Raw genomic sequence first — 12,190 nt, forward strand, 5'->3', positions numbered from 1 at the left:
TTACTTAATATGTGGCTTATTAAACTAATATGAATTTAAATTAGTTTATCCTTTATGCTTGTCAAACTTGAAAGTATGACAGTTGCTGCATAATGGTTCTTTAGGTGTATGTTCACCATGGCACTCTTGGCAAGGTACTTCTTTACCATAGTGAAGATTGTTATGTGGGTTTTGCCACTTGTCTTCTTCACTTCTAGCCGTCTGCTTTGCTAAGTCATCAACATCATGACACTGCAAACAGGATTCATCAGATGGGAACTGCTTTATGCCATTGTCATGACAAGTTTTACAGTCATTACCGATTACGTCTTTGTGGTAGTCACGGATCTCTGCTGACTGTACTGATAAACTGGTTAGCCCAAGTAGTACCAGCCCAAGTATAATATTAAAGTTTTTCATTAATGATTCCTCTTGTTCACGGGTCTAGTTAAACTTTCATAAGACTTCTAGCGGCCGTCATGCCCATCACCATACATTCTGGGATAGAACAACTACCTAAACGGCTAACGCCATGAATACCACCGCAAACTTCACCCGCGGCATAAAGACCCGGAATAGACTTACCAGTAAAGCTATCTGCCACTTCGGCTTTAGTATTTACTTTTACACCACCTTGACAGTAATGTACTTTTGGCCATAAACGCACGACAGTAAAGGGTGCTTCAATATATTTGCCAGCCGCCTTAGTCATGTTTTTACCAAACTGCTTATCTTCGCCAGTTTTAACATAGCCGTTGTATTCAGCAATTTGTGCTTTTAAGCCAGCTAAAGGCACACCAAAGTGTGTTGCTAACTCTTCAACTGAATCAAACTTCCAACCGACATTGTATTTAATAACTTTTTCGGTATTTGGATGTGCTTTAGAATCTTTAAAACTGGTGATCAAAAGCGGTGGTACAGGATTGCCTTTTTCATCACGATTTTCTAATTCAGCATCGGCACGTGTTTTACGATCCGCAATTTCATTCATGAAACGCTTACCGGTTGTACGGCTAACCGCCATTGAATGAGGCAAGTTGAAGATAGAATAGTTAGACACATAACCAAAGCCACCTTCATCAGGTGAAGCCCAAGGGCCTGATTGGATATAAGCCAAATGCGTAGGGATAGCACCCAAACGGAACATTTCATACATGCCCTCGCCTGTTGCACCTGGTGCATTAGTACAACCAACGTCTGCCGTTAAGGTTGGATCTTGCGCCATACGTAAATCTACGTTTTGCGCAAAGCCACCAGTGGCCATAATCACACCACGTTTGGCGCGAATATTGAGAACTTTACCTGGTTGGTCTTCACCAAAGTGGTAATTGGTACGCATCTTAACACCAACAACTTCGCCTTTAGCACCGACGAGGAACCCTTCAAATTTTGAACGGTTGTGGGTATTAACCCCAATGCGTTTACATTCTTTAAACAATGGCTGGGTGATACCTGCTCCACAACTCACCGTAGTTTGGTAAGTACGTGCAACCGAATGACCGCCTAATTGTTGTAAGTACGGGTGGAATTCAGAACCTGCGTCTAACGTCATTTGCAACGCTTCAACCGCATGAGATGCAACATGACGTAATAAACCCTCATCAGCAACACCACGACCCGAGGCTAGTTGGTCATTGACCATTCTATCCACCGAATCTTTAACACCTTCTGTCTTTTGCATCGGTGTTCCAGGCGCGGCAAAAAGCCCACCATTAATAGCTGAGTTTCCGCCAAAATATGACATCTTCTCAAACATATGAATGTCTTTTGCACCTTTTCTAGTGGCTTCGATTGCGGCAGCTAAGCCCGCAAATCCAGAACCAATAATGACAATCTCAACTTCTTTGTCCCATTTTACACCATCAGCTTTCTCAGACACTGCCATTGCTGGTGCTACCATCGCTGCACCAGCAGCAATACCTAGACCTGCAATAAACTTACGGCGCCCTAATAGATCTATATTGCTCATAGGTTATCACCCCTTTTTGTAATTGACGGTTTATCATATCCTTGGAATTGATTCCAAAACGGGAACTATTGTTAATGTTTGGTGAAAAAAACTGCGGATGTGAACTAATCAATTGTAGGTAGGGCTTTTAGTAACATTTGTAACGGCACATAGATTTTGGACTGCAATCCAAACTGTGAAATCATCTTACTATCAGATTTTTAACACATTAACCTATAACATTATCGACTGAGGATAACCTTAACCTAAGTAACACTTTAGGACTATGTCGAGTGCTTATTCTATTGGCTTCAGAGAGGCGCTATCAACATATTGAGTCAAAACATGACGGTTTATCAAACGGTTTCCGCTTTATTAAAAGCCATCACCACAGCCTATCACGTAAGTCAAAATGGCCTTACACGGTATGCTACTGTTTAAGATTAGCCATCGTCGCCAGCGGATCCAATCAATCACCGCGGACTTTGCGTTACGGTGCTGTTTGCTCATTTAGGCCATTAAGATATAAATAACCTCATTCCAACATAATAAACGTTTATCAAATAGGACAAGTATTCTGCTTTGGGTCAATTTATCCCATCCCCAAAACCGAGTTGAGATTAAATAAATAACGCCTTTTTCGCCGCATCAACTTGTGCTGATGCGGCTTTAAAAAGACTATTTACCCCTGATTTCCCTCGCATAAATTACGCCCAGCGGCATAACAACTTGGCTGACGAGGACATACTGCGCCACGCGAGCAAATTAACTGCGCATCTTTTTTTATCCCGCGCTCAATCCAGTTAATATTGAGGATTTTAGCCACACTGTTGAGATCTTTTTGGATGTGTTTGGGGATAATGATTGAACCACCGCCCGCGGCACAAGCTTGTTTAAGATCGTAAGCAATCGACTGCGCATCTTTTCCTTGCGCCTCAATGGCTGGGTTTAAATCTATTCCAGCACATAGAACATGCGGATTACCCGCAGAGTCGTCGACCTTAATCGATTCACAGCAATAAATCCGCGGTTCATTGCCGACATTTAAAATCGATATTTGCGCAGAGGTGCCTTCTACCGGTTCGTTGATCATTCTAAACACAGCCCAATGCTGGCAAGGGTCTTCAACCAAGCGCATGTTACCCCAAGGCAGAGGGATACCATTACCGCGGTAAACCGCTTTTAACTTACCCGGCGCATAGGCATCAAAATAATGCCAATGTGGATAAGGTGACACCACCGTCATACGACGCATGGCGACAGAAGCGGATACCTGCAATTGTTTATGTACGCTAATCTCATAGCCATGACGGTCGAGTAACTGCCGATATGGCACTTTAGGACACAATAAGGCGCCGGCAAAAAAGCTTGATTCAAAATCGCGCCACGCATGCAAAATATCTTGTGCATTCAGAGTATTAGATTGTGGTATAAGCGCATCATCAAAGTCATCACGGCGACCCGACATCATCACACTCTTTAAGCCATCTTTATTGTGTAACACACAATGACCTATGTGCACCGCCAAATCATACTTCAACCTACTGGGTCTATTTTTCAGAATATTACTGATATAAATGGTACCGGGCGGTTCAAAAAATGACGTCACCAACTGCTTAGAACTTATGCCCATTTCGTTGATGACTTCTTTAGGAACACGGTCAATCCATTTAATTTTTAAGCCCATGCCTTTAGCAATATCAATAATATCTTCGGTGGCCAGCGGCATACGCTTTAAGCCGACTTCTTCGGCGGCGCGCTCTAAATCAGGGAAATGATTTTGATGATGTTCTTGGTGGGCGCGAATAAGCAAATGGGCAAATTGACGGCCACTGGTGCCGGTTTGCGACAACATTTCAGGGATAGCAATTTGTAAGATGTCATTAGAAAACAAAAAGCTTGGCTCAAGTGGCATACCACTGACTCCGCCTTTACTACCCTTTTCGGGGGTAATCGCTTCATCTTCTGGTACGTCATCAAGAAACCAGCCCACATCTTTCTGGAAAACAACCGCTATTACCGCCAGCATATCCGCGCTTGGTACCCGCTTCCCGCGCTCGATCATTGACAAATATGACACTGATGGCGAATTACTTGAGTCAACACGCACACAACGAGCAGACAAGTCTTCCATGGTTAAGTTGTTGCGCTTACGCAAGTTTCTTATCTTGGTGCCCAAAAAATGGGTCTTTCGCATTAAGCTTTTATCATTTCTCATTTTGTATAATTCACACTGTAAAATTTTTATTGTGAAATTGTTTGTAAAAATAGCATAGACTAAAAATCAAGCTGCTAACAGAGCTTAATGATAAACAATAATTAGAAAGGTTTTCTGACCTACAACAATACGAAGAGGAATAAGGCGATGAATATGTCTACTCAAGCAAGCAATACAGCCACCCAAAACCTTAACCGCTTCATTGGTGAGCAATTTGTGGCAACGACCAATCAACAGGATCGCAGCACAAACGCAAAAGACTTTTTGGATACACATTGTCCATTAGCCAATGGCTCACACCAAGACGTCAGCAGCTATGTTGTTTATTACAATCACTTATTGGCGTTTTTAAAAGATGGTTCACAGTGTGGTTTACAAAATCCATGTCAATTTGTTGCCTTGACGGGCCACAAAAGTGACCCCACCTCTGTGGTATTAAAAAATAACGATACCCATGTTGAGATTTGTTTCGACCGCCAAGGAAAAATGGGCACCACAGACCAAGCCAATATCGAAGATATTCAGGTTGCCATTCCAATTAAGAATTTGCCAACGCCATACAAGCAATGGATTAGCTTAATCCACACAGGCTGTCAGCCTACTGAAGGTAGCTGTAAGGTATTTACTGCTAAAGATGGTAGCGACTACGCACTACATCAGCGTTAATGGCTTATTGCGATAACACTGCGACCATTTAGCAAAAAAGGCTTGTCCCATTAATAATGCGACAAGCCTTTTTGTTGGGTAACCATTTTGCTGCGTAGCATCCCATAATGTCGGCACGCCTTTATGCCGTCATACTGAGATTATGGCCAAAAGAATCGTGATGCTTGCGAGATCTGGTTAGCAGGTTCCGTTGGCGTTGGATTTTCCAAGCTTTGAATTTGGGTCACCTTAAATTGCAGCGTTTGTTGGGTGCTATCACTCGCTCGGTTACTTAAGCGGCCACTGACGGTCAACGGATAATTTAGTTGTTCTGCCGATTTTATCACAATCAAGCTGTCGGTGATTATTTGCAATGCTTGCCCTTGTGGATCCTTGCTGCTGATACTAATTTGATAGAAAGCCATTTGTTGAGTTTTATTGCGAATTTTAAGTTGATAGCTATTTTCAACCTTATCGACACCCACTTGACGATACAAGGTTTGACGGTCACGGATCACATTGAGCTCAATATCCTTTAAATTGCTTAAATCGCCAATAATCAGTGCAACCATGATCAATAATGCACTGGCGTAACCCAGAGATTTTAGCGATAACAGGCTGGCTTTGGGTTGTCCTTTTAAGGCATTTTCGCTGGTAAAGCTTATTAAATTGGGTGCATAGCCAAACTTTTCCATGGTCTGATTACAGGCATCAACACAGGCACCGCAGTTAATACATTCGTATTGTAAGCCGTTACGAATATCAATCCCAGTTGGGCAGACATCAACACACAAATTACAGTCTACACAGTCACCTAGCTCAGTTTTTTGTGAACGTTTACGGGGTCCACGAGACTCGCCTCGCTGCGCATCATAGCTCACCGTTTTAGTATTGGCGTCAAACATCACCGCTTGAAAACGCGAGTAAGGACAACAATGTAAACACATCATTTCACGCATCCAGCCGGCATTTACATAAGTGCATATGGCAAAAAACCACACCCAGGTGCCAGTCCAAAAACCACTACTCATGCTAAAAATATCAACATACAACTCGCGTGCAGGCATAAAGTATCCGATAAACCCGCAGCCAGTTAGCAAGGCGAACACTATCCACACCCCATGCTTCGTCACTCGTTTACGCACTTTACTTAATGACCATGGGGCTTTATCTAACGCCTCACGATGATGGTGATTGCCCTCTATTTTGGCTTCAACCCACATGTAAATAAAGGTCCACGCGGTTTGCGGGCACAAAAAGCCACACCACACTCGGCCCCAGTAAACCGTGACAAAAAATAATGCAAAAGCAGCGGCCATAAAAAACCACGCTAATACGGTAAAATCTTGTGGCCATAGGGTGATATTGAAGAAAAAGAATTGCTGTTCGGTGACATCAAACAGAATGGCTTGTCGGCCTTGGTAGTTGATAAATGGGATCAGGAAAAAAATCGCAATCAGTAAAGTATTGCTGTGCTGACGCAGCCGTTGAAATACGCCCTTCTGTTCTCGAACCTGAATTTTTGTCGACGGCGTAGCAATTTGCACCACTGGGATCCGCTGTGAAACGGCAGCGTTATCAACTGGCACTGTCGCTGCCGGAGTTTGAGATGATGATTTGGGCATAAATGTATTCCTATAACACAATCTTGCCCTGTTATAGCAAAGATTAAGCCAACTTAAACATTGATATAATCACTTGATTTTAAACAATTAAAATAAAAAATTATAAAATAATGTCACGACATATCACTTTTTACGTGATATATCGTGACCCAGTAAAACCAATGATAAAAATTAGCGCGTAATGGCTAACTTTTTCATCCGAGATCGTAAGGTACTCGCCGGCATATCTAGCATTGCAGCAGCGCCATACGGACCAGAAATACGCCAATGGCTAGCATTTAAAACCGCAATAATATGCGCAGCTTCGGCTTGTGCCATGGTTAACGTGCTGGTAGCTAATGGAGTGGCAACCACTAAAGGTAAAGTATTAAACAGTAAATGGCCGCTTTGCGACAAAATCATTTCTCGCTCAATCAGGTTTTGCAACTCTCGCACGTTACCAGGCCAAGCATATTGTTGTAAATTCTTCAGCCCTTTGGCGCTCACTTTAGTGATTTTTTTACCGAGTTTTTTACTCATTGATTCGACTAAATCACTGACCAATGGTGGAATATCTTCGCGGCGTTCTCGTAAAGGAGGCACGGTAATTGGAAATACGTTCAAGCGGTAATATAAGTCCATGCGAAACAAGCCTTGCTCTACTCGCGCGGCTAAATCGTGATGAGTAGCAGCAACTAAGCGAATATTGACCTTAATGGTTTCACTACTGCCAACGCGCTCGAAGCTTTGCTCTTGGATCACCCGCAACAATTTAGATTGTGCCGATAAACTCAGCTCGGCAATTTCATCTAAAAACAAGGTGCCATTATGGGCTAATTCAAATCGACCTTTGCGACGCGCTGTGGCGCCAGTAAATGCGCCTTTTTCATGACCAAACAACTCACTTTCTAGCAATGCCGTCGAAAATGCGGCGCAGTTTACACTTACCATAGGTTGGTCTTTGCGATGGCTTAATCGGTGTAAGTTACGCGCAACTAGCTCTTTGCCAGTGCCGTTTTCACCACAGATTAAGACCGTACTGTCGGTATTAGCGACCAAGTGGATCTGTTGCATGAGCTGATTGATAGGTTGGCTGTTACCCGATATTCCTGACGCGCCTTGCTGGCCTTGTAGCTCAGTGAGTAAGTATTGATTTTCTGATGCTAACCGTTCTGACAAGGCCTGCACTTGTGCCAAGGCTTGTCTTAACGATTGCTCGGTATGTTTTTGCATACTCACATCACGAAATATCGCAATAACACCGACGAGTTGTTGCTGATCATATACTGGGGTTGAGCTGTAATACACCGGAAAGCTGCTGCCATCTTTACGCCAAAATACATCTTCGTTCACTTGCCGAGGGATGGCATCATGTAAGGTACGATAAATGGGGCAGTCATGTTGAGGATAATGACTACCATCGGCATGACTATGATGATGGCAGTCGTGAATATTTCTGCCAATTAATTCGGCACTTTTCCAGCCCGTCATTTGCTCTGCTGCGGGATTAATAAATACTGCATTACCCGCTAAATCAAAACCATATACGCCCTCTGTCATGGCATTAAGCAACAGAGTATTTTCAGGAAGAAAATGCTCGGAGCCACTATACTCAGTGGTTGTAGAGTCAGTCATAGTCAATCTTAAGGTTACTAATGCATGGACTCATTATAACCATCGTAAAATATAAGTCGCGAAATATCGCGGCTTATATTCCCATAACAATAATCACTTGTTATCGTGATATCCATGACTCATCCAGATAATAACAATCTCATTTTTTAACAAAAATCCTTCACCACCAGTAAAGTAATGAGCTGATTTAAGCACTTTTTACGTTAACGTCGTACTTAATAACATTGTAACTTGACGTCGTATCTCAACGTCGTCAGCTCACAAGCCTAGCAGCCTCTGTCGTTAATACTAATTAGTGATGATCTGTGACTTTTGCGTTTGTGTCATATCGATCATCATCTGGCTGGCGATTGAAAAAATACAGTAACCTAAAAAATAATAGAAACCGATTTCAAACTGGGACTGAGTCTTGAGCGTGTCACCCATGCCGGCTGACGCATTACCTGCCATGTAAGCCACAATAATGGCTACGACAAATACATCGGCCATAGACCACTTGCCGATAACACTTATCATTGTTCGAAGCCGTTGTTTTATTGAAGGTGCCACTGGCAGCAGTAAAATTAGCATGGTGATTAACTTAATGGTAGGGATCACAATACTGAATAACCCGACTAATATGGCAACGACAAAGTTATGTGATTGATATAGTGCCGTAATGATATCGATGATACTGCGGCTATTACGAAAGACCTCTACCTCACCTTGAAGCGTATCCAACCCAAACAGACTCGCAGCGACATCTAAGATCCCGCGGGTATTAGCACGAGAATCTTCTGTTAGATCTTGGGTTAACATATCTTTGCCCGTATCGACTAACTGTGATTTTTCAATAGTGCCCGTCATCGTTAGCATGGGCTCTGTCACTCCTGGGATCAGCAGGATTAACGATATGAGTACTAAACTGATGGATAGATACACTTTCATGGATACCTCGAGTGATAATTTTTGATAGCGATGAGCCAGCATAGTGAAACAAATTGTCGTATTTTGCCGTGAAGATGATAACGTGTTTGCGATCTTTGTAGGTTATGATGCCGTATTGGTCATGTTATTAACCATTACGACACTCTTAATAATGAGACAAATACATGCAAATGATCCAATTTACGACATGTTTGCTCTGGTTAAGTTATGTTTTTTCAGCCCCCCTCACTGCGGCGACCTTAACGGTCAATGTTAACGATACTCAAGGCAATAGGCTCAGCGATAGCGTGATAGAGCTGATCCCCACCACGCCTCCTGAAGCAAGAGTATCGACCTTAGCACATTATGAAATGCGTCAACAAAATAGAATATTCTCCCCTTTTGTCTTGGCTGTGCCACAAGGAGCAAAAGTTGATTTTGCTAATTTAGATCGCACTCGGCACCATGTTTACTCATTTTCTGACGCTAAACAATTTGAACTAAAATTGTCTGCTGGCGCTACCGAGGATCCTATCGTCTTTAATAACGCGGGATTAGTTGCCATCGGCTGTAATATCCATGACGATATGCAGGCATTTATTTACGTCTCAAAAAGTGCTTATTTCTCGGTAAGTAATGAAGCGGGTCAAATGCAGTTAACTGATTTACCTACCGGTGAATATCAAGTCAATATCTGGCATCCTTGGCAAGTTAACATTCAGCAACCGACTTCACTCACCCTTAATGATGGTGACCATAAATTAACAATTCGCATCAATATTGACCACCAAGATAAACCATCGTCGCCACCTAGCGGCTTTGTTACTGACCATTATCCAAGCGATACCACGGGACAACATGCCAACTAGTTTTCGCAACCGACTAATTATTGCCTTCCTGTTTATTTTAACCCTAACGCAGTTAACCACTGCAGTGTTTGTGTTAAGTGCAACTCAACGTGATTATCGTCAGCAACAAACTCAAAATCTTAAGATTGGATCAAATGTTTTTGTTGATATGCTGTCTAACCGGAGCGAGCAGCTTAACCAAAGTTTGTCACTGCTCAGTGCTGATTTTGATTTTAAACGCGCGGTAGCCACTGGTGAGCAAGACACAATATCTTCCGTTTTATCTAACCATGGCAGACGCATTAATGCCGACGCAGCTATTTTGCTATCGCCGCAGGGAAAATTACTGTCATCAAGCTTGCAAGGTCTGACTAAATTTAATGTCGATGAGCTATTTGCATTAACCAAAAACCGCTCAACGACTTTCGACATTGTTAATTATGACCACAGCAGCTACCAATTTGTATTGCAGCCAGTCAAAGCGCCGACATTAATCGCTTGGGTTGGCATGGGTTTTTCGATGGATAAAAACCTCGCTGACCAAGCCAAAGCCATTACTGGAATTGATAGCAGTTTTATCAACCAGTCAGCCGGCAGAATTAACATCGTCTCGACCCTACCTGAAGCTCAGCAACAAGATGTTTTAACGCGTATTAGCCAGCTTGCAAAAACGGTTGATGAGGTCAGTGATGACATATTATCAGGCTACCTATCCACCACCATTGCGTTAGATAACAATAGCGGTCATCAATTAGCGCTGTTACATCTGTCAAATGCTAAGTGGCAGCAAAATTACGATGCCCTGCGTAATAACATGCTAATCGTGTTTGCGATAACCTGTTTATTGGCGTTTATGATTGCAGCTTGGTTTGCTGGAGGGTTAACTAAACCTATTTATGCGTTAGTTAATTTTGCCAGAAAAGTCGGTCAAGGCGAGGATCCCCGGCCCATTGAAGTTGCCCCGGCTGAATTACAAGTGTTAGCCAACACCTTATCGATAATGCGTAAAAATATTGAGTCGCGCGAAAACGATTTAGTTTATCAATCACAGCACGATAATCTCACCGGTTTATATAATCGCGTGGCCGCTAAACAACAACTCAGCCTACTGCTCAGTAAAATGCATGGCAGTTTAGTCATGATAGACATTAAAAACTTTCGTCACTTAAACAACATCATTGGGTTCGCTAATGCCGACGATCTGCTGGTGTTGTTTGCCAGTCGCTTAGAAAGCTTATCCCCTAACGCTCAGTTAATATCGCGCTTAGATGGCGACTCTTTTTTGTTGCTATTCCAACCGAGTATTCCTCTTGAAAAGCTTGATAACTATTTACGTCAATTAACCAACCCGTTTGCGATTCAGGGGTCAAAAATAAGTGTCAATGTGCGGGTAGGGATTGTTGATTTATCCAGTGACTATGACAGTAATGATATTGATACTTTAATTCGCCATGCCGAAATTGCATTAAACCAAGCTCGAGTTGAATCACTAGGCATTGCAACATATCAACAAGGTGAGGATGAACGCTATCTGCGTGAGTTAATGATCATCCGTGATTTACCGATTGCATTAACCCAAGGACAACTGCATTTGGTTTTTCAACCTAAAGTGGATATTCAGACCAATCATTGCCATAGTGCGGAAACCCTGATCCGCTGGCATCACCCTGAATTGGGATTTATCCCGCCTGATGAGTTCATTCGCTTAGCCGAAAATTCAGGTAATATCTCGATGATCAGCGACTGGGTGCTAACGACCACCATTAAACAGCTAGCCCTATGGCAGCAACAAGGTATTTCACTCACGGTGGCGATTAATTTATCAGCCCACGATCTCACTAATCCTCAGCTACCACTAGACATTGAACAGTTACTTATAAGCAATAACTTACCCATTACCGCCCTGTCGATAGAGATAACTGAAGGCGCTGTGATGAAAGATGCACAAACGGTGATTGCCGTTCTACAGCAATTTAGAAATATCGGTTTGGCGATTGCCATCGACGACTTTGGCACTGGACACTCTTCATTAGCCTACTTAAAGTTACTCCCCGTTAATGAAGTAAAAATCGATCGCAGTTTTATCAAAGATATTCATACTGATGCAACGGACTTAATGATTGTCGACACCAGCATTAGACTGATTAAGGGACTTAATTTATCCGTCGTAGCTGAAGGCGTTGAATCTGTAGAAGGGATCAATATTCTGCGCGAACTTAATTGCGATATAATTCAAGGTTATGTGTATTCTAAGCCGCTAAAAGCAGATGATTTTATTGTGTGGTTCCAACAGTTTAATCAATCCAATATTCACCATCCCAGTAAGGATACGCTGCGCTAATGTACCAATTAATATGCATTGTGTTATCGGTGCTATTAAGCCTCATAGCCACTTCTGCTTAAGCTG

9 protein-coding genes are annotated in these 12,190 nt (G+C 42.6%); 3 read left to right on the top strand and 6 right to left on the bottom strand.

Annotation, left to right across the window (positions count from 1 at the left end; translation table 11 throughout):
• Nucleotides 1-45: 45 nt before the first annotated feature.
• The 3 genes from EGC80_RS04200 to EGC80_RS04210 all read right to left on the bottom strand — a co-directional run bounded on the left by EGC80_RS04200 (nucleotide 46) and on the right by EGC80_RS04210 (nucleotide 4,145).
• Nucleotides 46-399: a cytochrome c3 family protein gene (locus EGC80_RS04200; protein ID WP_124012830.1), complete on the bottom strand. Its 354-nt coding sequence runs from the start codon at nucleotides 397-399 to the stop codon at nucleotides 46-48.
• A 28-nt stretch (nucleotides 400-427) separates the two neighbouring features.
• Complete coding sequence (locus EGC80_RS04205; RefSeq protein ID WP_124012831.1) at nucleotides 428-1,948, bottom strand: flavocytochrome c; 1,521 nt, start codon at nucleotides 1,946-1,948, stop codon at nucleotides 428-430.
• A 661-nt stretch (nucleotides 1,949-2,609) separates the two neighbouring features.
• A complete protein-coding gene (locus tag EGC80_RS04210) occupies nucleotides 2,610-4,145 on the bottom strand; it encodes a DUF3612 domain-containing protein (protein WP_101033320.1) in 1,536 nt (511 codons plus the stop codon).
• A 153-nt stretch (nucleotides 4,146-4,298) separates the two neighbouring features.
• Here EGC80_RS04210 and EGC80_RS04215 point away from each other — a divergent pair, with 153 nt between their 5' ends.
• Complete coding sequence (locus EGC80_RS04215) at nucleotides 4,299-4,811, top strand: aldolase/citrate lyase/malate synthase family protein (protein ID WP_157822232.1); 513 nt, start codon at nucleotides 4,299-4,301, stop codon at nucleotides 4,809-4,811.
• A 140-nt stretch (nucleotides 4,812-4,951) separates the two neighbouring features.
• Here the strand turns inward: EGC80_RS04215 and ccoG are convergent, their stop codons facing one another.
• The 3 genes from ccoG to EGC80_RS04230 all read right to left on the bottom strand — a co-directional run bounded on the left by ccoG (nucleotide 4,952) and on the right by EGC80_RS04230 (nucleotide 8,956).
• Entirely contained in the window at nucleotides 4,952-6,415 is a 1,464-nt protein-coding gene (gene ccoG, locus EGC80_RS04220) for a cytochrome c oxidase accessory protein CcoG (RefSeq protein ID WP_124012832.1), read from the bottom strand.
• 171 nt (nucleotides 6,416-6,586) lie between these two features.
• Nucleotides 6,587-8,029 (bottom strand): sigma-54 interaction domain-containing protein, encoded by a 1,443-nt coding sequence (locus EGC80_RS04225; protein ID WP_124012833.1) that lies wholly within the window; start codon nucleotides 8,027-8,029, stop codon nucleotides 6,587-6,589.
• 288 nt (nucleotides 8,030-8,317) lie between these two features.
• Entirely contained in the window at nucleotides 8,318-8,956 is a 639-nt protein-coding gene (locus tag EGC80_RS04230) for a paraquat-inducible protein A (RefSeq protein WP_164839417.1), read from the bottom strand.
• A 164-nt stretch (nucleotides 8,957-9,120) separates the two neighbouring features.
• On the opposite strand from EGC80_RS04230, the gene EGC80_RS04235 reads away from it, so the two are divergent.
• Together EGC80_RS04235 and EGC80_RS04240 are read left to right on the top strand one after the other, a co-directional pair.
• Complete coding sequence (locus tag EGC80_RS04235) at nucleotides 9,121-9,804, top strand: cupredoxin domain-containing protein (RefSeq protein ID WP_124012834.1); 684 nt, start codon at nucleotides 9,121-9,123, stop codon at nucleotides 9,802-9,804.
• Nucleotides 9,794-12,124, top strand: coding sequence for a putative bifunctional diguanylate cyclase/phosphodiesterase (locus EGC80_RS04240; protein ID WP_124012835.1), 2,331 nt, complete (start codon nucleotides 9,794-9,796; stop codon nucleotides 12,122-12,124). Before EGC80_RS04235 ends, EGC80_RS04240 begins: the two co-directional genes overlap by 11 nt.
• Nucleotides 12,125-12,190 lie beyond the last annotated feature (66 nt).

The sequence above is a fragment of the Shewanella psychromarinicola genome (assembly GCF_003855155.1).
Lineage (GTDB): Bacteria > Pseudomonadota > Gammaproteobacteria > Enterobacterales > Shewanellaceae > Shewanella > Shewanella psychromarinicola.